The sequence below is a fragment of the Streptomyces sp. NPDC002232 genome (assembly GCF_042890295.1).
Taxonomy (GTDB): Bacteria; Actinomycetota; Actinomycetes; order Streptomycetales; family Streptomycetaceae; genus Streptomyces.
Genome location: NZ_JBIARV010000006.1, coordinates 510537 through 534433 on the forward strand (window position 1 = coordinate 510537; position 23897 = coordinate 534433).

General features: G+C 71.3%; 21 protein-coding genes and 1 riboswitch. Of the genes, 11 read left to right on the forward strand and 10 right to left on the reverse strand.

Annotated features, from left to right (window positions below):
• Window positions 1-66 precede the first annotated feature (66 nt).
• Complete coding sequence (locus ACFYXU_RS30575; protein ID WP_376507517.1) at window positions 67-729, forward strand: HAD family hydrolase; 663 nt, start codon at window positions 67-69, stop codon at window positions 727-729.
• A 105-nt stretch (window positions 730-834) separates the two neighbouring features.
• A complete protein-coding gene (locus tag ACFYXU_RS30580; RefSeq protein WP_389460922.1) occupies window positions 835-2028 on the forward strand; it encodes a globin domain-containing protein in 1194 nt (397 codons plus the stop codon).
• Between the two features lie 22 nt (window positions 2029-2050).
• Here ACFYXU_RS30580 and ACFYXU_RS30585 read toward each other — a convergent pair whose 3' ends face one another.
• From ACFYXU_RS30585 to ACFYXU_RS30605, 5 genes are all read right to left on the reverse strand, one after another.
• Window positions 2051-2530 carry an NUDIX hydrolase gene (locus ACFYXU_RS30585; protein WP_329856046.1) on the reverse strand — a complete coding sequence of 160 codons (480 nt, stop codon included), beginning with the start codon at window positions 2528-2530 and terminating at the stop codon, window positions 2051-2053.
• A 35-nt stretch (window positions 2531-2565) separates the two neighbouring features.
• Window positions 2566-3462, reverse strand: a complete 897-nt coding sequence (locus ACFYXU_RS30590; protein WP_389460924.1) for a LysR family transcriptional regulator — start codon at window positions 3460-3462, stop codon at window positions 2566-2568.
• A gap of 226 nt (window positions 3463-3688) precedes the next feature.
• Window positions 3689-4828 (reverse strand): cystathionine gamma-lyase, encoded by a 1140-nt coding sequence (locus ACFYXU_RS30595; RefSeq protein WP_389460926.1) that lies wholly within the window; start codon window positions 4826-4828, stop codon window positions 3689-3691.
• Entirely contained in the window at window positions 4825-5316 is a 492-nt protein-coding gene (locus tag ACFYXU_RS30600; RefSeq protein ID WP_389460928.1) for a low molecular weight protein-tyrosine-phosphatase, read from the reverse strand. The genes ACFYXU_RS30595 and ACFYXU_RS30600 overlap by 4 nt, the downstream gene beginning before the upstream one ends.
• Before the next feature lie 9 nt (window positions 5317-5325).
• On the reverse strand, window positions 5326-5703 hold the full coding sequence (locus ACFYXU_RS30605; protein WP_389460930.1) for a phage holin family protein: 378 nt from the start codon (window positions 5701-5703) through the stop codon (window positions 5326-5328).
• A 51-nt stretch (window positions 5704-5754) separates the two neighbouring features.
• Between ACFYXU_RS30605 and ACFYXU_RS30610 the strand changes: the two genes are divergently transcribed.
• From ACFYXU_RS30610 to ACFYXU_RS30625, 4 genes are all read left to right on the forward strand, one after another.
• Window positions 5755-6072 carry a cupin domain-containing protein gene (locus ACFYXU_RS30610; protein ID WP_329856053.1) on the forward strand — a complete coding sequence of 106 codons (318 nt, stop codon included), beginning with the start codon at window positions 5755-5757 and terminating at the stop codon, window positions 6070-6072.
• Between the two features lie 298 nt (window positions 6073-6370).
• On the forward strand, window positions 6371-6589 hold the full coding sequence (locus ACFYXU_RS30615) for a DUF5326 family protein (RefSeq protein ID WP_329856055.1): 219 nt from the start codon (window positions 6371-6373) through the stop codon (window positions 6587-6589).
• A 231-nt stretch (window positions 6590-6820) separates the two neighbouring features.
• Window positions 6821-7591: a helix-turn-helix domain-containing protein gene (locus ACFYXU_RS30620; RefSeq protein WP_329856312.1), complete on the forward strand. Its 771-nt coding sequence runs from the start codon at window positions 6821-6823 to the stop codon at window positions 7589-7591.
• A 138-nt stretch (window positions 7592-7729) separates the two neighbouring features.
• A complete protein-coding gene (locus ACFYXU_RS30625; RefSeq protein WP_329856313.1) occupies window positions 7730-8170 on the forward strand; it encodes an SsgA family sporulation/cell division regulator in 441 nt (146 codons plus the stop codon).
• A gap of 269 nt (window positions 8171-8439) precedes the next feature.
• On the opposite strand, the gene ACFYXU_RS30630 is transcribed toward ACFYXU_RS30625, so the two are convergent.
• Window positions 8440-9819, reverse strand: coding sequence for a YibE/F family protein (locus ACFYXU_RS30630; protein ID WP_389460932.1), 1380 nt, complete (start codon window positions 9817-9819; stop codon window positions 8440-8442).
• Window positions 9820-9890: 71 nt separating this feature from the next.
• A riboswitch (TPP riboswitch) is annotated at window positions 9891-10025 on the forward strand.
• On the opposite strand from ACFYXU_RS30630, the gene thiC reads away from it, so the two are divergent.
• Window positions 10019-11803, forward strand: a complete 1785-nt coding sequence (gene thiC / locus ACFYXU_RS30635; RefSeq protein WP_376507527.1) for a phosphomethylpyrimidine synthase ThiC — start codon at window positions 10019-10021, stop codon at window positions 11801-11803. Its footprint overlaps the riboswitch before it by 7 nt.
• Before the next feature lie 68 nt (window positions 11804-11871).
• Here thiC and ACFYXU_RS30640 read toward each other — a convergent pair whose 3' ends face one another.
• The 3 genes from ACFYXU_RS30640 to ACFYXU_RS30650 all read right to left on the reverse strand — a co-directional run bounded on the left by ACFYXU_RS30640 (window position 11872) and on the right by ACFYXU_RS30650 (window position 15529).
• On the reverse strand, window positions 11872-12522 hold the full coding sequence (locus ACFYXU_RS30640) for a hypothetical protein (protein WP_389407841.1): 651 nt from the start codon (window positions 12520-12522) through the stop codon (window positions 11872-11874).
• Between the two features lie 159 nt (window positions 12523-12681).
• The gene (locus tag ACFYXU_RS30645; RefSeq protein WP_389460934.1) at window positions 12682-14136 is read right to left on the reverse strand and encodes a metallophosphoesterase; all 1455 of its coding nucleotides are present in this window, start codon (window positions 14134-14136) and stop codon (window positions 12682-12684) included.
• A gap of 286 nt (window positions 14137-14422) precedes the next feature.
• Window positions 14423-15529: a LacI family DNA-binding transcriptional regulator gene (locus ACFYXU_RS30650; protein WP_389460936.1), complete on the reverse strand. Its 1107-nt coding sequence runs from the start codon at window positions 15527-15529 to the stop codon at window positions 14423-14425.
• A gap of 391 nt (window positions 15530-15920) precedes the next feature.
• Between ACFYXU_RS30650 and hisC the strand changes: the two genes are divergently transcribed.
• Entirely contained in the window at window positions 15921-17015 is a 1095-nt protein-coding gene (hisC, locus tag ACFYXU_RS30655; protein ID WP_376507530.1) for a histidinol-phosphate transaminase, read from the forward strand.
• Between the two features lie 190 nt (window positions 17016-17205).
• On the opposite strand, the gene ACFYXU_RS30660 is transcribed toward hisC, so the two are convergent.
• A complete protein-coding gene (locus ACFYXU_RS30660; protein ID WP_329856065.1) occupies window positions 17206-17586 on the reverse strand; it encodes a cyclophilin-like fold protein in 381 nt (126 codons plus the stop codon).
• 204 nt (window positions 17587-17790) lie between these two features.
• On the opposite strand from ACFYXU_RS30660, the gene ACFYXU_RS30665 reads away from it, so the two are divergent.
• From ACFYXU_RS30665 to cydD, 3 genes are read left to right on the forward strand one after another with little or no spacing between them, the layout of a single operon-like run.
• Window positions 17791-19299, forward strand: coding sequence for a cytochrome ubiquinol oxidase subunit I (locus tag ACFYXU_RS30665; RefSeq protein ID WP_329856066.1), 1509 nt, complete (start codon window positions 17791-17793; stop codon window positions 19297-19299).
• An 18-nt stretch (window positions 19300-19317) separates the two neighbouring features.
• Window positions 19318-20319, forward strand: coding sequence for a cytochrome d ubiquinol oxidase subunit II (gene cydB, locus ACFYXU_RS30670; protein ID WP_389460938.1), 1002 nt, complete (start codon window positions 19318-19320; stop codon window positions 20317-20319).
• 42 nt (window positions 20320-20361) lie between these two features.
• On the forward strand, window positions 20362-23883 hold the full coding sequence (gene cydD / locus ACFYXU_RS30675; protein ID WP_389460940.1) for a thiol reductant ABC exporter subunit CydD: 3522 nt from the start codon (window positions 20362-20364) through the stop codon (window positions 23881-23883).
• Window positions 23884-23897: the final 14 nt, after the last annotated feature.

Consider the following 23897-nt stretch of genomic DNA (forward strand, 5'->3'; position numbering starts at 1 on the left):
CCGTTTTGAAGCGAGAGGACCGGCGGGCGCGAGGAGCCTTTGCCTCCGGCGTCCTGGGCGCGGACGATGTTTCACGTGAAACCCCGAGACACCCGAACGCGACGCCTCCATCTCTTCGATCTTGACGGCACCCTGATCCGAGGCTCGGCCGCCGCGGTGGAGATCTCACGGCAACTCGGTCTCATGGAGGAGATCGCCGCCCTGGAGGTGGGATTCCTGCGGGGCATGACGCCGGACGAGTTCGCGGTCCGGGCCCGGGAGCTGTGGTCGGCGCTCACTCCTGAGCAGGTCGCGGCGGCCTTCGAGGGGGCGCCCTGGCTGGCGGGCATCCGCGAGGTCTGGGCGGACATCCGGGCCCGTGGGGAGCGCTGCGCGGTCATCTCCCTCTCACCGGACTTCTTCGTCGAGCGGCTTCTCGACTGGGGAGTCGACACGACGCACGGTTCGCTCTGGCCGGCGGTCCCGTTCACCGAGCCGGTCCACCGGCCCGGCATTCTCGACGCGCACGCGAAGGTGCGCATCGCCCGGGAACTCTGCGCCGGGTACGGCCTGGGCCTCGACGACTGCGTGGCGTACGGGGACTCGATGTCGGACGCGGAACTCTTCGTGATCGTCCCGGAGACCGTGGCCGTGAACGCGGACCACCATCTCGCCGGGCTCTCCCGCCACAGCTACTCCGGCGGGGATCTGCGCGAGGCCTACGGGCTGGTCCGAAACAGCGCAGCCTAGCCAGAAACCCGGCCCTTTGGCCCGAGAACGCCACTTTCGGTCCGCCGCGCCGGTCAGAGGCGCCATGCTGCGACCACGCAAGCCGGTCAGCGCGAGGCGAGGCACATGATGGATGCTCCGACCACCACGACGGACGAGCGGGATTCCTCGGCGGCGGACCGGAAGGAAACCCGAATACCCGAGGGTCCCTCCGCCGACGCCGTGCTCGTACGGCGCACCCTCGCGGAGATCGCACCGGTCGCCGACCGCGTGACCTCCTACTTCTACGCCCTGCTGTTCATCGGGCACCCCGAGCTGCGCGAGATGTTCCCCGCGGCCATGGACACCCAGCGGGACCGGCTCCTGAAGGCCCTCCTGACGGCCGCCGAGCACATGGACGACGCGCCGGTGCTGACCGCGTACCTGGAGAACCTCGGCAGGGGGCACCGGAAGTACGGCACGCGCTCCGACCACTACCCGGCCGTCGGCGAGGCGCTCATCGGCGCGCTCGTGCGGTACGCGGAGAAGACCTGGGACAAGGAGACGGAGGCGGCCTGGGTCCGTACGTACACGACGATCTCCCAGATCATGATCGACGCGGCCGCGGACGACGAGCGGACCGCGCCCGCGTGGTGGCACGCCGAGGTGGTCTCCCACGACCTGCGCACCCCGGACGTCGCCGTCGTCACGCTCCGGCCCGACCAGCCGTATCCGTTCCTCGCCGGGCAGTACACGACGCTGGAGACCCCCTGGTGGCCCCGGATATGGCGGCACTACTCCTTCGCCTCGGCACCCCGGCCGGACGGGCTGCTGTCCCTCCACATCAAGGCCGTCCCGGCCGGCTGGGTGTCCAACGCGCTCGTCCACCGGGCGCGCCCCGGTGACGTGCTGAGGCTCGGTCCGCCGGCCGGCTCCATGACGGTCGACCACTCCACGGACACCGGGCTGCTCTGCATGGGCGGCGGCACCGGGATCGCGCCGATCAAGGCGCTGGTCGAGGACGTCGCCGAGCACGGGGACCGGCGCCCCGTCGACGTCTTCTACGGGGCGCGCAGCGGCCACGACCTCTACGACATCGACACGATGCTGCGGCTCCAGAAGACCTTCCCGTGGCTCTCCGTCCACCCGGTCACCGAGGAGCAGGGGCGGCTCCCGGACGCCGTCTGCCGCTACGGCCCCTGGGACGAGCGCGACGCCTATCTCTCGGGCCCGCTCGACATGGTCCGCCGGGGCGTCGACGTGCTGCGCGGGGTCGGGGTCCCCTCGGACCGGATCCGCCACGACTTCCTGGCGCAACTGGCCCCCGCGACGGCGGGCTAGCCGTGGCCCCCGCGACGGCGGGCTAGCCCAGGTCGGGGGCGTGCATCGCGCGGACGCCCTCGATGTTCCCGTCGAGGTAGTGGCGCAGGGAGAGCGGGACCAGGTGCACGGCGGCGATGCCGACCCGGCTGAAGGGCACCCGGACGATCTCGTACTCGCCGACCGGTTCGTCGATCTCGGGGCCGTGGCGGAGGGAGGTGTCCATGGAGCCGAGCCGGCACACGAAGAAGTGCTGGACCTTCACCCCGGAGACTCCGCCGTCGACGATGTGCTCGACGGTGTCGACGAAGCAGGGCACCACATCGGTGACCTTGGCGCCGAGCTCTTCGAGCACCTCGCGGTGCAGGGCTTCGACGACGGTGGCGTCGGTGGGCTCCACGCCGCCGCCGGGCGTGAGCCAGTAGGGATCCACTCCGGGCTTGGTCCGCTTGATGAGGATCAGGTCGTCCCCGTCGAGCAGGATGGCGCGTGCGGTGCGCTTGATCACGGGCCGTTCGGTCATGGGAAGAAAATGGCCCGTCCGGGGTGTCCTGAAACTCACCAGTTCTCGGCGGCCCGCAGCAGCTCCTCGTGGACCCGCGCGAGGGGCGACAGCGCGAGGGTCCCCGTCCGCGCCACCAGGAAGTAGGTGCGGAGCGGAGGGACCGGGGGGTCGAGCAGCGCCACGAGCCGGCCTCCGCGCAGGGCGTCCTCGCACAGGTAGCGCGGCAGGACGGCGAGTCCCGCGCCGGAGGCGGCCGAGTCCCGGACGGCCCGCAGGTCGGGGGCGATGACGGTGGCGGCGGCCGCGGGTTTGGTCTCGAAGACGCTCGCCCAGTAGCGGGAGACGAAGGGAAGCGACTCGTGGACCTCGACCACCGGCAGCTGTTCCAGCACCACGGCGCCCTTGCTCAGGAGCACCTCGGGGGAGAGCCGGGCGGCCCAGCGCGGGGCCGCGACCAGGACGTGCTCCTCGTCGCAGAGCGGAGTGGAGACGAGCAGCCCGCCCCGGGGGCGCGCGGTGGCGATGGCCAGATCGTGATGGCCCGCCGCGAGCCCGTCGAGGATCTCCTCCGTGGTGCCGTGGAAGGAGGTCCGCACGGCGAGCCCCTGGGCGACCAGCGGGGTGAGGGCGGGCAGCGCGCGGAGCGCGGTGAACTCCGGCGGTCCGGCGAGGTGCAGGGTCCGGACCCCGCCCTCCTGGGGGATGCCGGTCTCGGCGATCTCCACGAGGGCGTCCAGATGGGGCGCGGCGCGATGGGCGAGCTCGTCGCCCATGGTGGTGGGGGTGACTCCGCGTGCCTGCCGGAGGAAGAGCGGGCGCCCCAGTTGTCGCTCCAGTGTCCTGATCTGGCTGGTGACGGCGGGCTGGGAGAGCCCCAGGAGCGCGGCGGCGCGGGTGAAGGAGCCGGCCCGGTGCACCGTGACGAACGTGCGCAGCAGGCTCAGATCCATGTCCGCCCCTCCCGGCCGTGAGGCCGTTCGACTCAGGCGGTCGGCTGACTGCGCCTCAGGACCGTCCAACTATAAATAAGTCGATAGGTCGCTGTCGCTACCGTGATTGGACACTGACGCACAGTCAACTAGCCTTGTGCAGGCGGTCTCCGCGCGAGAATCCGGGGGCGTTCCGAGCCACGAGGGGGGAGGCTCGGAGCACCCTCGCTCCGTGCGGACGACCGCGTCAGCCGGCGCTGCCGGCCTCGTCCAGCGCGCGCAGCACATCGGCGACCAGGTCCTCCGGGTCCTCGGCCCCGACCGAGAAGCGGACGAAGCCCTCCGCGACCGCGTCCCCGCCCCAGCGCCCGCGCCGCTCCGCCGTGGAGCGCACACCGCCGAAGCTGGTGGCGTCGTCCACGATCCGCAGCTCCTCCAGGAACCGCTCGGCCCGCTTCCGGTCCGCGAGCTCGAAGGAGACGACCGGGCCGAAGCGCCGCATCTGCCGGGAAGCCACCGCGTGCGAGGGGTCGTCGGGAAGTCCGGGGTAGCGCAGCCCGGTCACGTCCGCGCGCCCGGCGAGCGTCCGCGCCAGCCTCAGCGCGGTGGAGCACTGCCGGTCGATCCGCAGCTGGAGCGTGGCGAGCGACCGGTGGGCGAGCCAGGCCTCCATGGGGCCGGGGATGGCGCCGACGATCTTGCGCCAGCGCCGCACGTCCGCCGCGAGCCGGGCATCGCGGCAGCTCACATGGCCGAGCAGGATGTCGCCGTGCCCGGTCATGCCCTTGGTGTCGCTGGCCACGGAGAAGTCCGCGCCCAGCTCCAGCGGGCGTTGGCCGAGCGGGGTCGCGAGGGTGTTGTCGACGGCGACGAGCGCCCCGGCCGCGTGCGCCTCGCGCACCAGCCGGCGGATGTCGCAGACGTCGAGACCGGGGTTGGACGGGCTCTCGATCCACAGCAGCCGGGCCCCGTCCAGCACGGACAGCTGGGCGTCGTCGCCGGTCGGAGCGGTGCGGACCTCGATGCCGTACGCCCGCAGCTGCTCGTGCAGCAGCGGCAGGGCCTGGTAGCCGTCGGACGGGAGCACCACCGCGTCCCCGGCCTTGAGCTGGGAGAACAGGACGGCGGAGATCGCGGCCATCCCGGAGGCGAAGACCAGCGTCTCCACTCCCTCCTCCCCCGGCGCCTCCAGCTCGCCGATGGCCCGCTCCAGATGGGTCCAGGTGGGGTTCTCGTCGCGGCCGTAGGTGTACGGGCCGGTCGGCTCGCCCGGCAGGTGGAAGTGCGCCGCGAAGACCGGCCCCGGCAGGGTCGGCTCGTACTTCACGGGCTCGGGCAGCCCCGCCCGTACCGCCCGTGTGCCGTCGCCGAGTTCGTCGTCCTTCACGGTGTCCGTTCCTCCAGTTCCGCGCGTACGGCCGCGAGCAGTCCCTCGCTCGCGGCCTCCACCATCTCCAGGCACTCCTCGAAGTCCTCGCGTCCCCCGTAGTAGGGGTCGGGGACGTCGAGGCCGGGCCCGGCGGCCGGGTCGTAGGACCGCAGCAGTCGTATTCTCGCCGCTTCCTCCGAGGTCCGGGCGAGCTCCCGGAGATCCCGCAGATGCCCCTCGTCGAGGGCGATCACCAGGTCGAGGGTGGAGAACCACGAGGAACGGAACCGCCGGGCGGTGTGCGCGGAGGTGTACCCGTTCTCGTCGAGCACGGCGACCGTGCGCGGGTCGGCCGGGTCGCCCTCGTGCCAGCCTCCGGTGCCCGCGCTGTCGATCTCCACCAGGCCGTCGAGGCCGGCTTCCTCGATCCGGCGGCGGAAGACGTGCTCGGCCATGGGTGAGCGGCAGATGTTGCCCGTGCAGACGAAGCAGACGCGGTAGGTCATGGCCGCCGCTCAGTCGCCGTCGGGGAGCACGACGTTCAGTGCCCACGAGACGACGGAGATGATCAGGCCGCCCAGGACGGCGGTCCAGAAGCCCTCGACGTGGAAGCTGAGGTCGACCAGCCCGGCCAGCCACGAGGTGAGGAGCAGCATCAGGGCGTTGACCACCAGGGTGATCAGTCCGAGCGTCAGGATGAAGAGGGGAAGCGTCAGCAGCTTGACGACCGGCTTGACCAGGAAGTTCACCAGTCCGAAGACAAGGGCGACGAGAATGAGCGTCAGGGCCTTCTTGCCGGTGCTGTCACCGGTGAGGGTGATGTCCTGGAGGAGCCAGACGGCGACTCCCAGGGCGCCCGCGTTCGCGAGCGTCTTGACTACGAAATTCATCATGTGTCTGATCGTGGCAGACACGATCGGGCCGAGGGCAGGGGCGAGCGGGCGATGAAGGCATTCCGTCTGGACGAGCTGGAGGCGGAGCGCGCCGCGAACGAGGGGGCGTACCTCCAGTTCCTGCGGGAGCGGAACATGTCGGTGGGTCTGTACGCCCTGGACGCCGGGGCGCTCGATCCGCAGCAGCCGCACGGTCAGGACGAGGTGTACTTCGTGGTCAGCGGCCGGGCGGCGATCACGGTCGGGACGGAGACGACCCAGGTGGCGCGCGGCAGCGTGGTCTATGTGCCGGCCGGGGTGGAGCACCGCTTCCACCACATCAGCGAGGACCTGCGGGTCATGGTGGTCTTCTCGCCGCCGGAGGGCTGAGCGGAGTCCGGCACGGCGGTGATCCGGGACCGGCCGAGGCCTGCGGGGCCCGGGGCCGGCTGAGCTGCTGGGCCCGGCCCGGCCGTGCTCCAGGAGCGGCCCCGTGTCGGAGCGGGCCCGGGGGCCGGGCCCGGCCGGGACCCGGAGGAGGGCCTGGCCGGAAGGCCTCGGGCCCCTAGGGGTCGGATCAGGGGAGAGCGGGGGCCGCGGCGCCCCCACGGGCTTCCTGGCGCCTCTAGCCTTGGGGGTGTTCGGCGCGGAGTGCGCCGAGCGGATCTTCGAGAGCGAGGTAGGGACGATGGCCGTACGAGAGGTGCTCGCGGGGATGCCCTGGTGGGTGAAGTGGGTCGCCATACCCCTTCTCGCCCTGTTCGTCTTCGGCGGGCTGATCACCAGCGTCCTGGCCTTCGTGGTCGGACTGCTCTTCAAGGTGCTGCTCTTCGCGGCCCTCGTCGCCGGACTGATCTACGTCGTCCGCAAGTTCAGCTCCTCCGGCAGGTCCAAGGAGGACTGGTAGCACCAGCTACTGATCGGTACGAGCCGGTCGAGGGCATTAGCCCGGGCGGGGGAACGCGCTGGTCGAATCGGGTGTGGGCCCTGGGGCTGCCACTAGTGTGGAATTCCTCCGCCGTGTTGGGGACTACTGGCGTAGATCTCCCTGCTGACCAGCGGTTTCCCAAGCCCGGAGGCGCGCGGGGGCGGCCCCTGCGGGCGGGTGCGAAACACCCGTCGTGACGCCTGGGGGTGACTGGCCACGGCTACGCACACGGCTTCGCCTACCTTGATCGGCTCGGTGCAGCGGGCGCTGAGACTCCTGGAGGCCGTGGCCTCCCACGCGGAGGGAGCCCCGGCCAAACAGCTCGCCCGCGAGACGGGTCTCCCGCTCCCCACCACGTACCACCTGCTCCGCACCCTGACGCACGAGGGCTATCTGCTCCGCGACAAGGGTGTGTTCGTCCTGGGCGACGCCGCCGCCCGACTGGCCGGCGGCGGAGATGTGCAGAATCGTCGCATCAAGATCGAAGACTCGCTCGCCCGCTGGCGGGACGAGATCGGCGTACCCGTCTACTTCGCCCTCTACCGCGAGGGCGAGATCGAACTCGTCGCCGTCGCCGACACCCCTTCCGCCCCCGCCGTGGAGGAATGGGCCGACTTCCGCGAGACCGCTCACGCCCATGCGATCGGCCAATGTCTGCTGAGCCAACTCGATCTGAAATCTCGTCAAGACCACCTTGACCGCCATCCGGTGGAAGCCCTCACTCCGTACACGGTGCGTAATCGCCGTGTGCTTTTGGATCGTTTGGGCGGTTTGGGGCGAATGGAGCCCCTGGTGGAGCGTCAGGAATATGCGCTCGGCACGGTCTGTGCCGCAATCCCCATCACTGCGGGCCCCGTGGCGGCCTCTGTGGCCATTTCTCTCCCCCTCCACCAGGAAGAACGGTTGCTCCCAGCAGTCGAGCGACTACGCACAGAGATCGGAAAGCTCTTCAGCTCCCTCGTGCTCTCTATCAGTATCTGAAAAATCACTCCTTGTGATCTGCTAGTGCTTACAGCACGATTACGTCAAGAGGGCCACGGGGGATCATTCCTGGCCGTTTCGGTCACAGCTTTCAGCAGCTGTGTTTACACAACTGCTTCATCTACTGCGGGGTACATGATGCGAGAGTCGGTTCAGGCCGAGGTCCTGATGAGCTTCCTCGTCTCCGAGGAGCTCTCCTTCAAGATCCCGGTCGAACTCCGATATGAGACCCGGGATCCCTACGCGGTGCGGATGACCTTCCACCTCCCCGGAGACGCGCCCGTCACCTGGGCGTTCGGGAGGGAGCTGCTGCTCGACGGGATCAACCGGCCGAGCGGGGACGGAGACGTGCACATCGCCCCGACAGAGCCGGAAGGCCTCTCGGACGTCTCCATCCGGCTCCAGGTCGGCGGCGACCGCGCGCTCTTCCGGGCCAGCGCGCCCCCGCTGGTGGCCTTCCTCGACCGGACGGACAAGCTGGTGCCGCTCGGTCAGGAACGCACGCTCGGTGACTTCGAGGACAACCTGGAGGCGGCGCTGGGCCGGATCCTCGCCGAGGAGAACGCCGGCCCCGCCTGACACCCGCCCCGCCGCCCCGCCCGAGCCACCCCGCCGAGCCGTCTCACGCGAGCCGACTGCAACGCGCCGACCCACCCGGCCGACCCGTCGAGCCGACCCACACGAGTCGCCTCACTGGCGCCGTCTCACCGCACTGTCCCCCTCGCGCGCCCTTTCCCCGGGCTGCCGTGACCGAGCACCTCACCCGATCCGTCCCGCGCCCCGCGGGCCCGTTCGGGCCGGACCCTTCCCCCCGAGCCGGGCCGGCCCGCCCCTTCGGCGCGCACGTCTCACTTCGCGCGTCGCCGCCGCCCTCCCCGTACCGGCGCGGGCTTCCCACCCCCGGACGCCGGGCGGTCGGCGGACACCACCAGGGCCGCGAGCGCCGTGGTGACCGGCACGGACGCCACCAGACCGATCGAACCGACCAGCGTCCGGACGATCTCCTCGGCGACCAGCTCGCTGTTGGCCACGGTCCCCATGCTGCTCTGGGCGATGGAGAAGAGCAGCAGCAGCGGCAGCGCGGCGCCCGCGTAGGCCAGGACCAGGGTGTTCACGACCGAGGCGATGTGGTCGCGGCCGATCCGGATGGCGGCCCGGTACAGGCCGCGCGGCCCCATGCCCGGGTCGGCCTGGTGCAGCTCCCAGACGGCCGACGTCTGGGTGACGGTGACGTCGTCGAGCACACCGAGCGAACCGATGATGATCCCGGCCAGCAGCAGGCCGGACATGTCGATCTCCGGGTACAGGCCGTGGATCAGGCCGGTGTTGTCGTCGGTGTTGCCGCTGAGCGACGCCCAGTCGATGAACACCGAGCCGAGCAGCCCGATCAGCATCAGCGAGATCAGCGTGCCGAGCACCGCGACCGAGGTGCGGGCCGAGAGCCCGTGACACATGTAGAGCGCGATCAGCATGATCGCGCTCGACCCGACCACCGCGACGACCAGCGGGTTCGATCCCTCCAGGATCGCCGGCAGGATGAAGAGCGTCAGCACCAGGAAGCTCGCCCCGAGCGCGATGAGCGCCATCACGCCCCGCATGCGGCCGACGAGCACGACGACCAGGGCGAAGATCCCGGCGAGCACCGCCAGCGGGATCTTCCGGTTCACGTCGGTCACCGAATACTGCAGGTCGCGCGGGGCGTCGGGGGCGTACGCCACCACCACCCCCTGGCCCTGGTGCAGTTGGCGCGGCGCGTCCGGCTGCACGACCTCGACGAACTTCCGGCCCTGGTCCGGTCCGGTGGTGACCTCGACGGTCGCCTTCGCGCACTGCCCCCGCTGGGCGTTGACCGCCTCGCGCCCCTCCGGAGTGGAGGTGTCGCCGGTCGGCGGGACCTGCGCGGCGTTCACGTCCTTGCAGTCGACGTGCTCGACGGAGACGACCTCGCCCTGCTGGGTCTGCCGGTCGAAGCCGACGCCGGTGCGTTCGTGCGCCGGAGTGCCGCCGGGCCACAGGACCACGAGGCCGACCACGACGGCGGTGGCGAAGGGGATCAGGACGGCGGCGATGACCTTGCGCAGATGCCGTGAGACCGGGGCGGCGGGCCCGTGGCCATGGCTGTGGCCGTGGCTGTGCGCCCCGCCTCCGTGCCCGTGCGAGGGGCCGGATTCGTGTCCGGGACCGTGGGCGTGGCCGTGCGGCTCGGGGGTCTGCTGGGGGGAAGTCACCGACCGATCATCGCAAGAACGGCGGGGGCCCACTGTTCAGCACGCCCGTGAGGGCGCTAGCGTGGTGACACCTTTGCACACGCGGGAGCTCGGAGCACCGGGCTGAGAGGGCGCTGATCACCGTACGCACGTACGGGAGGAGGCTGCGCCGACCGCCGAACCTGTTACCGGGTAATGCCGGCGTAGGGAGATCGGTCTCATGACCATTCAGGATGCACGCACGCCTGCCTCCGACCAGAACCAGCCCGACGGGCAGGAGCGCACGCCGGGCTGGCACAAGGGGTACGTCCAGGGTTCGCGCCCCGACCTCCGGGTGCCCGTCCGTCAGGTGCACCTCACCAACGGCAAGGACGTCACGCTCTACGACACGTCCGGCCCGTACACCGACCCCGCCCTCGACACCGACGTCCGGCGGGGCCTTCCGCCGCTGCGCGAGAACTGGATCATCGCGCGCGGCGACACCGAGGAGTACGCGGGCCGCCCGGCCCGCCCCGAGGACGACGGCATCAAGCACACCTCGCCGCGCGGGGGTGGGCTGAAGAACCTCGACGCCGTCTTCCCCGGCCGCCCCCGCCTGCCGCGCCGAGGCCGCGCCGGCGAGGCCGTGACCCAGCTCGCGTACGCCCGCCGGGGCGAGATCACCCCGGAGATGGAGTACGTCGCGATCCGGGAGAACGTCTCCCCCGAGGTCGTGCGGGAGGAGATCGCCGCGGGCCGCGCGGTGCTGCCGGCGAACGTGAACCACCCGGAGATCGAGCCGATGATCATCGGCAAGCGGTTCCTGGTGAAGGTCAACGCCAACATCGGCAACTCCGCCGTCACCTCCTCCATCGAGGAGGAGGTGGAGAAGATGACCTGGGCGACCAAGTGGGGCGCCGACACGGTCATGGACCTCTCCACCGGCCGCAACATCCACACCACCCGTGAGTGGGTGCTGCGCAACTCCCCCGTCCCGATCGGCACCGTGCCGCTCTACCAGGCGCTGGAGAAGGTCGACGGCCGGGCCGAGGACCTGACCTGGGAGATCTACAAGGACACGGTCATCGAGCAGGCCGAGCAGGGCGTGGACTACATGACGGTGCACGCCGGCGTGCTCCTGCCGTACGTGCCGCTCACCGCGCGCCGCAAGACCGGCATCGTCTCGCGCGGCGGCTCGATCATGGCCGCCTGGTGTCTGGCGCACCACAAGGAGAACTTCCTCTACACGAACTTCGAGGAGCTCTGCGAGATCCTGGCGGCGTACGACGTCACGTACTCGCTCGGCGACGGACTGCGCCCCGGCTCGATCGCGGACGCCAACGACGAGGCGCAGTTCGCGGAGCTGCGCACCCTCGGCGAGCTCAACACGATCGCCAAGCGGCACAACGTGCAGACGATGATCGAGGGCCCGGGGCACGTCCCGATGCACAAGATCAAGGAGAACATCGACCTCCAGCAGGAGATCTGCGAGGAGGCGCCGTTCTACACGCTCGGCCCGCTGACCACGGACGTCGCGCCGGCGTACGACCACATCACCTCCGGCATCGGCGCGGCCATGATCGCCTGGTGGGGCACGGCGATGCTCTGCTACGTCACGCCCAAGGAGCACCTGGGCCTGCCGAACAAGGACGACGTGAAGACGGGCGTCATCACGTACAAGATCGCGGCGCACGCGGCGGACCTCGCCAAGGGGCACCCGGGCGCGCAGGAGTGGGACGACGCGCTCTCCGACGCGCGGTTCGAGTTCCGCTGGGAGGACCAGTTCAACCTGGCCCTCGACCCGGTCACGGCGCGCGAGTTCCACGACGAGACGCTGCCCGCCGAGCCCGCGAAGACCGCGCACTTCTGCTCGATGTGCGGTCCGAAGTTCTGCTCGATGAAGATCTCCCAGGACATCCGCCGCGAGCACGGCGGGACGCAGCAGGAGATCGAGGCGGGCATGGCGGAGAAGTCGAAGGAGTTCGCGGCGAGCGGCAACCGCGTCTACCTGCCGCTGGCCGAGTAGCGCCCGCAGCCCGCAGCCCGCAGCCCTCAGCCCGCAGCCCTCAGCTCGCAGCCCGCAGCCCTCGTCCCTCAGGGTTTCGTCGCGTCCGGTGGGCCGGTCGCGGCGAGGGCGTCCCGGAGGAAGGGGAGGATGCCGCGCTCCAGGAGGGCGCGGCGCCAGGCCTCCCGGGCGCGGGAGAGCTCGTCGTCGGCCGTGGCGGTCCCGTCCGCCGCGGCCGGCCTGTTGCGCAGGGCGGTCAGGAGCAGGCCGGCTCCCGCGCTGAGCAGTCCCGCGGCGGCGAGGGCGGCGAAGACCAGGCCGGCCGTCAGCAGGGTCGTGCCGAACACCAGCGTGGGCGCGACCGCGTGCAGCACCGCCCCGACCAGCAGGAGGACGACCGCGGCGGTGCCCGCGAGGACGGGCACCATCACGGTGACGATCGCGATGACCCCGGCCCCCGGGTCGGTGCCCGCCCCGGGGTCCGTCAGGGAGGTGCGCGGCGCGGCGGGCGCCCGGCTCTGCTCGCGGACCTTCACGAAGTGGTCGTACTCGCTCGCCGCGGCGGAGGTGATGAGCGCGGTCGCGTTCAGGGTCATGGCGCGCAGCTGCGCGACCGTGAGCCGCGTGCCGACGCCGGCGAGTTCCGGACGTGCGTGGGCGGTGCTCAGTGCGTCGTCGAGGACCCGCTCGTACTCGGCGCGATCCTCGGTCAGCAGGTGCGGAGCCACGTTCATGTGCATCCCCCGATGCTCCGTAGGCCCGGATCAGCCGTGGGAAACGGTCGGTTGGGCAGAAACGGAGGAGAGCCTGCTACGGATGACCCGATGGTATTGCGGTGACACCACGACCTGACAGGGTGTTTCCCGAAATCGCTCTTCCCGGATGCGCAGGGTGATAGGTCAGTCGTTCAGCGGGAGTTGGACGACCAGTAGCTTTCCGGCCATGGTCACTCCGCCGTCCATCGCGATCGCCAGACCGTCGGCGTACACGTGCGGACCGTCGACGACCGGGCCCGCGCTGTCCTCGCCGTCCTCCGTGCCGACCTGGCCGAGGAGGTACGGGATGGGGCTGTGGCCGTGCACGATCCGGCGGCCGCCGTAGGTCGAGAGCAGTTCCTCGACGGCCTGCGGGCCGCCGTCGTCGCGGAACGCGAAGCGCTTCGTGAACTTCCGGAAGACGTCCCAGACCTCGTCGGCGTCGTTCCGGTTGAGGATCTCGTGGACCGTGTCGTTGACGTCCTCGATGGTCTCGCCGTATTCGAGGTACGCGGTGGTGTCGGAGTGCACCAGGAGGTGGTCGTCCTCGCGCACGACGGCGTCCAGCCGGGACATCCACTGGAGGTGGACGTCCTGGAGCCGGTCCATGTCGTGCTTCTGGCCGCCGTTGAGCAGCCAGGCGGCCTGGAAGGTGGCGGTGCCCGCGCCGGAGTTGACGGGCGTGTCGCCGAAGCGCTTGGCGCCGATGAGCAGCAGCTCGTGGTTGCCCATGAGGGCCTTGCAGTAGCCGCCGGCGGCCGCGGCCTCGGCGGAGAGCCGCATGACGAGGTCGATGACGCCGATGCCGTCGGGGCCGCGGTCGGTGAAGTCGCCGAGGAACCAGAGCCGGGCGTTGCCCGCGGCCCAGCCGCCGTTCTCGTCGATGAGGCCCTGGGCGCGCAGGGCGGCGATGAGCTCGTCGAGGTATCCGTGGACATCGCCGACCACGTAGAGCGGGCCGGGTCCGTCGCCGTTCGCGGGCTCGGGCGCGGGAGCCTGCTCGGGGGCGACCGGGACCTGGACGGTGTCGCCGCGGTTGATGACCGGGAGGTCGCGCTCGGTCGGGGTGTACCCCTCGGGAGCCTCGCCCTCGGGGAAGGCGTTCCCGGGGTGGCCGGTGGCGACGGAGACGATCGAGGAGCCGGCCGGGGCGGCGAACGCCGGGGCGAGGCGCTGACCCAGGTGGAGGGTCGGATCGGCGGGCATGGGCGCGGTGGCCTGCGGCGCGGCGGCGGCGGGCTGCGGTGCCGGGGCGGACGCGGGGGCCTGCGGTGCCGGGGCCGGTGCCGACGCGGGTGGGAGGGGCTCGGCCGGCGGGCTCGGCACCCGGACGGCCTCGACCGGCGAGGGCGCGACCGTGGGCAGGCGCGTGGCGGACACCGGGTGTTCGGCGACGGGGTGCTCGGCCGTGGCCTGCCGTCCGGCGGGCGCCGGATGCTCGGCGGGGAGGCGCTCGACGGCCGGAGCCGAGGGTGTCTCCCCGGCGGCGGGCGCCTGGGCGGCATGACCCTGTACGGGCACGCGGGCGTACGGCGGTACGCGGAAGTCACGCAATGTCGCCGTGCGTACCACGGGCTCCTGACCGGCCCCCTGAGTCATCGACCCCTCCACCACCGTCGCGATGCCCTGCACATCGCGGACCGGCCTGGTCGGGGCGGTCCGCGATGTCGTCCGCCCATCATAGGAATGAGCGTCCCTCTCTGTGACGCACCAGGGGTGGTGAATCCGGGTCCACTCCGGGTTCATCGGTTGTTTCGCCCGAATTGAGAAGGTCCGGTCCAGGGTTGGGGCCGGTGCGGTGTCCGGTTTCCCCGTCCCCGCCCCCGGGCAGGGGCGCGGACGGCGGTTCGGGCGACGGCCGGCTCGTGCGCCGCCGCCCGTGGGGTCAGTCCTTCGAGGGCGAGCGCGGCGGGCTGACCGTGGTGCGCGGTGAACGCCGCTGCGAGGAGGTGCGGACGATCAGTTCGGTCGGTATCACCCGCTGCACCGGTCCGTCGGCGTCGATCCCCTCGATGGCGTCGATGAGGAGCTGGACGACGGCGGTGCCGATCCGGCGCGGCTTGAGCGAGAGCGTGGTGATCGGGGGTTCGGTGGTGGCGTAGACGGTGGATTCGCTGCAGCAGACCAGGAGCAGGTCGTCGGGGACGCGCAGTCCGTAGCGGCGGGCGGCGGCGAGGAGATCGGTTCCGTTGGGGTCGAAGAGGCCGTAGACGGCGTCGGGGCGGTCGGGGCGGGCGAGCAGCCGGTCGGCCGCGACGGCGCCCGCGCACGGGTCGTGCGCCGGGTAGGCCTCGTAGACGGGGTCCTGGCCGACGCGTTCGCACCAGTTGAGGTACGCGGTGGTGGACAGGCGGGTGTAGGTGTCGGTGGTGGTTCCGGTGAGGAGGCCGATGCGGCGGGCGCCGGCGGCGGCGAGGTGGTCGAGCAGGTCGAGGACGGCGGTTTCGTGGTCGTTGTCGACCCAGGCGGTGACCGGGAGGGTGCCGGCGGGGCGTCCGTCGGAGACGACGGGCAGTCCCTGGCGGACCAGTTCGGTCACGACGGGGTCGTGGTCGGAGGGATCGATGACGACGGTGCCGTCGAGGGCGACGTTCGACCAGACGTCATGGCGGGAGGTGGCGGGGAGGATGACCAGGGCGTAGCCCCGGGCGAGTGCCGCCGATGTGGCTGCTCTGGCCATCTCCGCGAAGTACGCGAATTCGGTGAAGGTGAAAGGTTCATCCCCGTACGTGGTCACGGTCAGGCCGATGAGTCCCGACTTGCCGGTGCGGAGCGTGCGGGCCGCCGCGGATGGGCGGTAGCCCAGCCGGTCGGCGACCTCGCGGACGTGGCGGCGGGTGGCGTCCGGGAGTCGGCCCTTGCCGTTGAGCGCGTCGGAGACAGTCGTGATGGAGACCCCGGCGGCGGCGGCCACGTCCCGGATGCCTGCCCGGCCCTGCCGGCTTCCCCGGGTCTGTGCCCGGCTCACCTGGTGCTTCCCTGCTGCTGTCATGGCGAGCCGATAGTAGGGCGATGGAGGGCGGTCGGGACGGCCGCATATGCAGGCCTTAACAGGCACGTTTCTGCATGATCGAAATGGGCCAAGGGGCAGGGAATCAAAGGCAGTTAGGGCTCTTCGCGTGCGATCTACGCCCGTCGGGCGGCGTAGGCCTGGCGAGGTGGCGAGGTCTCGAAGAGGTCTCAACTCACCTCTACGGGGGATGCGCGCTACGGCGCCCGCCACCGGCGCGCGCCACCCGGGCGCGCGCTCCCCCTCGACGGGGGCGGGAGCGGGGCCGTGTCCACAGCGTGTCCCTCCTGTTGTCCACAGCCCATTCGCAGCGGAGGCGAATCCTCTTAAGGTGAGGAGTATTGGTGGTACGGACGGTCGAGGAGGCCACACTGTGAGCGAGACCAGCGGGACGAGCACCGGCAGCCCCAAGCTGCGCGCCGAGCTGGACGGGGTCCCCACCTACAAGCCGGGCAGGCCGGCCGCCTCGGGCGGTCCCGTGGCCTTCAAGCTGTCCTCCAACGAGAACCCCTACCCGCCGCTGCCCGGGGTCATGGAGACCACGCTGGCCGCCGCCGCGCACTTCAACCGCTACCCCGACATGGCCTGCACCGGCCTGACCGAGGAGCTGGCGAACCGCTTCGGCGTGCCCGTCTCGCACGTGGCCACCGGCACCGGCTCGGTCGGAGTCGCGCAGTCGCTGCTCCAGGCCACCTCGGGCCCGGGCGACGAGGTCGTCTACGCCTGGCGCTCCTTCGAGGCGTACCCGATCATCACGCAGATCAGCGGGGCCACCTCGGTGCAGGTGCCGCTGACCGAGGGCGAGGTGCACGACCTCGACGCGATGGCGGAGGCGATCACCGACCGGACCCGGCTGATCTTCGTCTGCAACCCCAACAACCCCACGGGCACCGCGGTGCGCCGGGCGGAGCTGGAGCGCTTCCTGGACCGGGTGCCCTCCGACGTCCTGGTCGTGCTCGACGAGGCGTACCGGGAGTTCGTCCGCGACACGGAGATCCCGGACGGCATCGAGCTCTACCGCGACCGGCCGAACGTGGCCGTGCTCCGCACCTTCTCCAAGGCGTACGGCCTGGCGGGTCTGCGGGTCGGCTTCGCGGTCGCCCACGAGCCGGTGGCCGCGGCGCTGCGCAAGACGGCGGTGCCCTTCGGCGTGAGCCAGCTGGCGCAGGACGCGGCGGTGGCCTCGCTGCGGGCAGAGGACGAACTGCTCGGCCGGGTCGGCTCGCTGGTGGCGGAGCGCGAGCGGGTCCATGCGGGGCTCGTGGCCCAGGGCTGGACCGTGCCGGACACCCAGGCGAACTTCGTCTGGCTGCGGCTCGGCGAGCGGACCATGGACTTCGCGGCGGAGTGCGAGCGGCACGGCGTGACCGTGCGGCCGTTCGCGGGCGAGGGCGTGCGCGTCACGATCGGTGAGACCGAGGCGAACGACCTCTTCCTGAAGGCGGCGGAGGGCTTCCGCAAGGCCTGACCGGAGGGCCGCCGATCGGGCGGACGGGGCCGATCGGGCGGACGAGGGCGGTCGGCCGGACGAAGGCGGTCGGGCGGACAAAGGCGGTCGGCCGGGCGGGTCTGACGGGCCGGGTGAGGGGGATCGCTCGGTCTGGTCCGATCGGCCAGGTGAAGGTGATCACCCGGTAGGTCCGATCGACCGGTGCCGGTCAGTCCTGGACGCGTTCCACGCGGATCGGGTCGCCGTCCCTGACGCCGGCCAGGATCCGCGGGTCCCCGTCGAGCGCGCCGAGCAGGTTGCAGGGACTCGCGAGCCGGCACTCGTCGCCGCGCGAGATCGGCGTCGGGCCGTAGGGGAGGGCGAGCGCGTCGCCGTCCGTCCAGAAGGCCACCGTGCCGGGCTCCACGACCTGGCGCGCGCCGTCCTCGACGGGGACGGAGACCGGAGTGTCGAAGTAGACCTCCTCGCCCCAGGTGCGGGCGGTGGAGGAGATCGGGAGGGCTCCCGCGAGCGCCGTGCTCGTGGGGGTCTCCTCCAGGGTGGCCGTGGTGTGTCCGGCCGGCCAGATGATGCGTATCCGAAGGGTCATGCCCCGGATTCAACAATATGTTGAAGGTCTTGGGAAGGGCTGGCCTTCGCTAGGGGGACCCCCGGTTGACGGTACGGATTTCGTATGAGCCATAATGCTTGTGAATGTGAACGCGTTCACAAGCGTGTCCTGTTCCTCCCGAAATTTGTGGGATTAACAGGGCAAACTGCCGATGTGACCACGGCGATGTAAGGAGAAAACGCAGTGGACCTCGCTCTGGCGCCAGAGACTCTGGCGCGCTGGCAGTTCGGCATCACGACCGTCTACCACTTCCTGTTCGTCCCCCTGACGATCTCCCTCGCCGCGCTCACCGCAGGCCTCCAGACCGCCTGGGTGCGGACGGAGAAGGAGAAGTACCTCAGGGCGACGAAGTTCTGGGGCAAGCTCTTCCTGATCAACATCGCCATGGGTGTGGTCACCGGCATCGTCCAGGAGTTCCAGTTCGGTATGAACTGGTCTGACTACTCCCGGTTCGTCGGCGACATCTTCGGGGCCCCGCTCGCCTTCGAGGCGCTCATCGCCTTCTTCTTCGAGTCGACCTTCATCGGTCTGTGGATCTTCGGCTGGGACAAGCTGCCGAAGAAGATCCACCTGGCCTGCATCTGGATGGTGTCGATCGGCACGATCCTCTCCGCGTACTTCATCCTGGCGGCCAACTCCTGGATGCAGCACCCCGTGGGCTACCGGATCAACGAGGAGCGCGGGCGGGCCGAGCTCACCGACTTCTGGCAGGTGCTCACCCAGAACACCGCGCTGACCCAGTTCTTCCACACGATCACGGCGGCGTTCCTGGTCGGCGGAGCGTTCATGGTGGGCATCTCCGCGTTCCACCTGGCGCGCAAGAAGCACATCCCGATCATGCGGACCTCGCTGCGGCTGGGCCTGGTCACCCTGATCATCGCCGGCCTCGGCACCGCCATCAGCGGTGACCTGCTCGGCAAGGTCATGTTCAAGCAGCAGCCGATGAAGATGGCCGCCGCCGAGGCGCTCTGGGACGGCCAGGCCCCCGCACCCTTCTCCGTCTTCGCCTACGGCGACGTCGAGAAGGGCCACAACAAGGTCGCCATAGAGATCCCGGGCCTGCTGTCCTTCCTCGCGAACGACGACTTCAGCTCCTACGTCCCGGGCATCAACGACGTGAACAAGGCCGAGCAGGAGAAGTTCGGCCCCGGCGACTACCGTCCCAACATCCCCGTCGCCTACTGGGGCTTCCGCTGGATGATCGGCTTCGGCATGGCCTCGCTGGGCATCGGCATGCTGGGTCTCTGGCTGACCCGGAAGAAGTTCATGCTGGCACCGGGGCTCCGGACCGGTGAGGACGAGGTGCCGAATCTGGTCCTGTTCAAGCGCAAGGCGCTCAGCCCGCGCTGGGGCAGGTGGTACTGGATCGTCGCCCTCTGGACCATGGCGTTCCCGCTGATCGCCAACTCCTGGGGCTGGATCTTCACCGAGATGGGCCGCCAGCCCTGGGTCGTCTACGGCGTGCTGCGCACCCGTGACGCGGTCTCCCCCGGCACGACCACGGGCGAAGTGCTCACCTCGATGATCGTCTTCACCGCGCTCTACGCCGTCCTCGCCGTGATCGAGGTCAAGCTCCTCGTCAAGTACGTCAAGGCGGGCCCGCCGGAGCTCACCGAGGACGACCTCAACCCGCCCACCAAGATCGGCGGGGACTCTCGTGACCCCGACCGCCCCATGGCCTTCTCGTACTGAGGCTCAGGAGAACGAGGCATGGAACTCCACGACGTCTGGTTCGTACTCATCGCCGTCCTCTGGATCGGCTACTTCTTCCTCGAAGGGTTCGACTTCGGGGTCGGCGTCCTGACCAAGCTGCTCGCCCGGGACCGGGTCGAGAAGCGGGTCCTCATCAACACCATCGGACCCGTCTGGGACGGCAACGAGGTGTGGCTGCTCACCGCCGGAGGCGCGACCTTCGCCGCGTTCCCCGAGTGGTACGCGACGCTCTTCTCCGGCTTCTACCTGCCGCTGCTGATCATCCTGGTCTGCCTGATCATCCGGGGCGTCGCCTTCGAGTACCGGGTGAAGCGGCCCGAGGAGAACTGGCAGCGCAACTGGGAGCAGGCCATCTTCTGGACCTCGCTGATCCCCGCGTTCCTCTGGGGCGTGGCCTTCGGCAACATCGTCCGGGGCGTGAAGATCGACGCGGACATGGAGTTCGTCGGCAGCTTCTGGGACCTGCTCAACCCGTACGCGCTCCTCGGCGGCCTGGTCACGCTCACCCTCTTCACTTTCCACGGCGCGGTCTTCGCCTCGCTCAAGACGGTCGGGGACATCCGGACGCGGGCCCGCGCGCTCGCGCTCAAGCTGGGTCTGGTCACGGCGGTGCTCGCCCTGGGCTTCCTCGTCTGGACCCAGGTCGACACGGGTGACGGCTGGAGCCTCGCGGCGATGCTGGTCGCGGTGGTGGCGCTCGTCGGCGCCCTCATGGCCATCGGGGCCGGGCGCGAGGGCTGGTCGTTCGCGCTGTCGGGCCTCACCATCGTCGCGGCGGTGGCGATGCTCTTCCTCGCGCTCTTCCCGAACGTCATGCCCTCTTCGCTCAATCCGGAGTGGAGCCTCACCGTGACGAACGCGTCGTCGACCCCGTACACGCTCAAGATCATGACCTGGTGCGCGGCGATCGCGACCCCGCTGGTGCTGCTCTACCAGAGCTGGACCTACTGGGTGTTCCGCAAGCGCATCGGCACGCAGCACATCGCCGACGCCCACTAGCCGGCACCGGCAGCCGACTCTCCTCAGAGGGGCATGTTTCACGTGAAACCGATCGATCCGCGCCTGCTCCGGTACGCGAGGGCCACCCGTCTCTTCCTGGCCGCGGTGGTCGTCCTCGGCCTCGTCGGAGCGGCGCTGGTCATCGCCCAGGCGATGCTCATCGCCGAGATCGTGGTGGGTGCCTTCCAGAAGAGCCAGGCGGTCGCCGACCTGACCACGCCCCTGCTGCTGCTCGCCGGAGTCGCGGTGGCGCGGGGGCTGGTCTCCTGGCTGACCGAACTCGCCGCCCACCGGGCGAGCGCGGCGGTCAAGTCCGAGCTGCGCGGCCGGCTCCTCGGCCGCGCGGCCGCCCTCGGGCCGGGGTGGCTGAGCGGTCAGAAGGCCGGCTCGCTGATCGCCCTCGCCACCCGGGGCGTGGACGCCCTCGACGACTACTTCGCCCGCTATCTGCCGCAGCTGGGCCTCGCGGTGGTCGTGCCGGTGGCGGTGCTGGCCCGGATCGTCACGGAGGACTGGGTCTCGGCGGCGATCATCGTCGTCACGCTGCCGCTCATCCCGGTCTTCATGATCCTCATCGGCTGGTACACCCAGGCCCGCATGGACCGGCAGTGGAAGTTGCTCTCGCGGCTCTCCGGTCACTTCCTCGACGTCGTGGCCGGGCTTCCCACGCTCAAGATCTTCGGCCGGGCCAAGGCCCAGGCCGAGTCGATCCGCGCGATCACCTCGGAGTACCGCCAGGCGACGATGCGCACCCTGCGGATCGCCTTCATCTCCTCCTTCGCCCTGGAACTCCTCGCGACCCTGTCGGTCGCGCTCGTCGCCGTGACCATCGGCATGCGGCTCGTCCACGGCGAGCTCGACCTGTACACCGGTCTCGTCATCCTGATCCTGGCCCCCGAGGCCTACCTGCCGCTGCGGCAGGTAGGGGCGCAGTACCACGCGGCGGCGGAGGGGCTCGCGGCGGCGGAGGAGATCTTCGAGGTCCTGGAGCAGCCGGTACGGGACGGTGGCACCGCGGCCGTTCCGGAGTCGGTGCGGCTGGAGCTCGACGGCGTGACCGTCCGGCACGCGGGGCGCGCCGAGCCCTCGCTCGACGCCGCCTCGCTGACGGTCGAGCCGGGCGAGACGGTGGCGCTGGTCGGACCGAGCGGGGTCGGGAAGTCGACGCTGCTGGACGTCGTCCTCGGCTTCGCGGTCTCGGACGAGGGCGGTTGCGTACGGGTCGGGGGAGCCGACCTGGCGACGCTCGACCTGGAGGAGTGGCGGTCCCGGATCGCCTGGGTGCCGCAGCGCCCGTACCTGTTCGCGGGGACGGTCGCCGAGAACGTACGGCTCGCCCGGCCGGACGCTCCGGACGAGGCGGTACGGAGCGCGCTGCGGGACGCCGGTGCGGACGGGTTCGTGGCGGCGCTGCCGCAGGGGCTCGACACCCTGCTCGGCGAGGACGGCGCGGGGCTCTCGGCGGGGCAGCGGCAACGGCTCGCGCTCGCCCGGGCGTTCCTGGCCGACCGTCCGCTGCTGCTCCTCGACGAGCCGACCGCGGCGCTCGACGGCGAGACGGAGGCGGGGATCGTCGAGGCGGTCCGCCGCCTCGCGGCCGGGCGGACGGTGCTCCTGGTCGTGCACCGGCCGGCGCTGCTCGCCGTCGCGGACCGGGTGGTGGCGCTGGGCGGCGCCACGGCGGGCACGGGTGCGGCGGAGACCGACGGGGTGACCGCCGGGCCGGGCCCCGCCGCCACCCCGGAGGACGCGCCCGGTCTCCTCGCCGCGGCCGACGAGCCGACGCCCACGGTTCCGGCGGCCCCGCTCGCACGGGTCCGGAGCATGGCCGGGGAGCTCAAGGGCCGGATGGCGCTCGCGCTGCTGCTCGGAAGCCTCGCCCTCGGATCCGCCGTCGGACTGATGGCCGTGTCCGGCTGGCTCATCTCCCGGGCCTCCGAACAGCCCCCCGTGCTCTATCTGATGATGGCCGTCACCGCCACGCGCGCCTTCGGCATCGGCCGGGCCGTCTTCCGGTACGCCGAGCGGCTCGTCTCCCACGACGCCGTCCTGCGGATGCTCGCCGACCTTCGGGTCTCCGTCTACCGGCGCCTGGAGCGGATCGCTCCGGCCGGGCTGGGCCGCACCCGGCGCGGCGACCTCCTCGCCCGGCTCGTCCAGGACGTCGACGCGCTCCAGGACTACTGGCTGCGCTGGCTGCTCCCGGTGGGCGCGGCGCTCCTCGTGGGGGTCGCCTCGGCCGGGTTCACGGCCTGGCTGCTGCCCGAGGCCGGTGCCGTGCTCGCCGTGGGCCTGCTGGTCGCGGGGGTCGCCGTCCCGGCGGCCGGCGGCGCTCTCGCCCGCAGGGCCGAGCGCCGGCTCGCCCCCGCGCGCGGCACCCTCGCGACCGCCGTGGCCGATCTGCTGCGCGGCTGCGCCGAGCTGACCGTGGCCGGGGCGCTCCGGGGCAGGACCGAGCGGGTCCGGGACGCCGACCGGACCCTCACCTCCATCGCCTCCCGGCAGGCCGCCGCCACCGCGCTCGGAGCCGGACTCTCGGCCGTGGTCTGCGGACTGACCGTCGTGGCCGCCGCGTTCGTCGGCGTCCAGGGCGTGCGGGACGGACGGCTCGACGGGGTGGCCCTCGCGGTGGTCGTCCTCACCCCGCTCGCCGCGTTCGAGGCCGTCACCGGACTTCCGCTCGCCGTCCAGTACCGGCAGCGCGTCAGGCGCAGCGCCGAGCGGGTCTTCGAAGTGCTCGACGCCCCCGTCCCCGTGCGGGAGCCGCGGACGCCCGCCGCTCCCCCGGCGAGCCCCTTCCCGCTGGAGCTGGCCGGACTCTCGGCCCGGCACGCCGGCCAGGAGCGGCTCGCGCTCGACGGCTTCTCCCTCGGCCTGGAGGCGGGCCGGCGCGTCGCGGTCGTCGGCGCCTCCGGCTCGGGCAAGACCACGCTCGCCCAGGTGCTGCTGCGGTTCCTGGACGTGGAGCACGGCACGTACGTGCTCGGCGGAGTGCCCGCTTGGGAGCTCGACGGCGACGCGGTCCGGCGGTTCGTCGGACTCTGCGCCCAGGACGCCCACCTCTTCGACAGCTCCGTCCGCGAGAACCTGCGGCTCGCCAAGGTCGGGGCGGACGACGAGGAGCTCCGCGAGGCGCTGCGCAGGGCCCGGCTGCTCGACTGGGTCGACGGCCTTCCCGCCGGGCTCGACACTCTCGTCGGCGAGCACGGCTCCCGGCTCTCCGGCGGTCAGCGGCAGCGCCTCGCGCTCGCCCGGGCCCTGCTCGCCGACTTCCCGGTCCTCGTCCTGGACGAGCCCGCCGAGCACCTGGACCTCGCCACCGGCGACGCGCTCACCGACGACCTGCTCCGGGCCACCGAGGGCCGCACCACCGTCCTCATCACCCACCGGCTGCACGGACTCGACGCCGTCGACGAGGTGCTGGTCCTCGACGAGGGCCGGACGGTGCAGCGCGGCCCGTACGCGGAGCTCGCGTCGGTGGACGGCCCGCTGCGCCGGATGCTGGAACAGGAGCGGGAGACCGATCTGCTCGCGACGTCGGCGCCACCGGGAGGGACCAGCTGACTTTTCTCGCCAAA

Excerpts from the sequence above, each read along its gene's own strand:
- ACFYXU_RS30585 (WP_329856046.1), bottom strand. The coding sequence starts at position 2,530 with ATGACCGAACGGCCCGTGATCAAGCGCACCGCACGCGCCATCCTGCTC.
- ACFYXU_RS30575 (WP_376507517.1), top strand. The coding sequence starts at position 67 with ATGTTTCACGTGAAACCCCGAGACACCCGAACGCGACGCCTCCATCTC.
- cydB (WP_389460938.1), top strand. The coding sequence starts at position 19,318 with ATGGAACTCCACGACGTCTGGTTCGTACTCATCGCCGTCCTCTGGATC.
- ACFYXU_RS30645 (WP_389460934.1), bottom strand. The coding sequence starts at position 14,136 with ATGACTCAGGGGGCCGGTCAGGAGCCCGTGGTACGCACGGCGACATTG.
- ACFYXU_RS30600 (WP_389460928.1), bottom strand. The coding sequence starts at position 5,316 with ATGACCTACCGCGTCTGCTTCGTCTGCACGGGCAACATCTGCCGCTCA.
- ACFYXU_RS30650 (WP_389460936.1), bottom strand. The coding sequence starts at position 15,529 with ATGACAGCAGCAGGGAAGCACCAGGTGAGCCGGGCACAGACCCGGGGA.
- ACFYXU_RS30610 (WP_329856053.1), top strand. The coding sequence starts at position 5,755 with ATGAAGGCATTCCGTCTGGACGAGCTGGAGGCGGAGCGCGCCGCGAAC.
- ACFYXU_RS30605 (WP_389460930.1), bottom strand. The coding sequence starts at position 5,703 with ATGATGAATTTCGTAGTCAAGACGCTCGCGAACGCGGGCGCCCTGGGA.
- ACFYXU_RS30625 (WP_329856313.1), top strand. The coding sequence starts at position 7,730 with ATGCGAGAGTCGGTTCAGGCCGAGGTCCTGATGAGCTTCCTCGTCTCC.
- thiC (WP_376507527.1), top strand. The coding sequence starts at position 10,019 with ATGACCATTCAGGATGCACGCACGCCTGCCTCCGACCAGAACCAGCCC.
- ACFYXU_RS30615 (WP_329856055.1), top strand. The coding sequence starts at position 6,371 with ATGGCCGTACGAGAGGTGCTCGCGGGGATGCCCTGGTGGGTGAAGTGG.
- ACFYXU_RS30590 (WP_389460924.1), bottom strand. The coding sequence starts at position 3,462 with ATGGATCTGAGCCTGCTGCGCACGTTCGTCACGGTGCACCGGGCCGGC.
- ACFYXU_RS30660 (WP_329856065.1), bottom strand. The coding sequence starts at position 17,586 with ATGACCCTTCGGATACGCATCATCTGGCCGGCCGGACACACCACGGCC.
- ACFYXU_RS30580 (WP_389460922.1), top strand. The coding sequence starts at position 835 with ATGATGGATGCTCCGACCACCACGACGGACGAGCGGGATTCCTCGGCG.
- ACFYXU_RS30640 (WP_389407841.1), bottom strand. The coding sequence starts at position 12,522 with ATGCACATGAACGTGGCTCCGCACCTGCTGACCGAGGATCGCGCCGAG.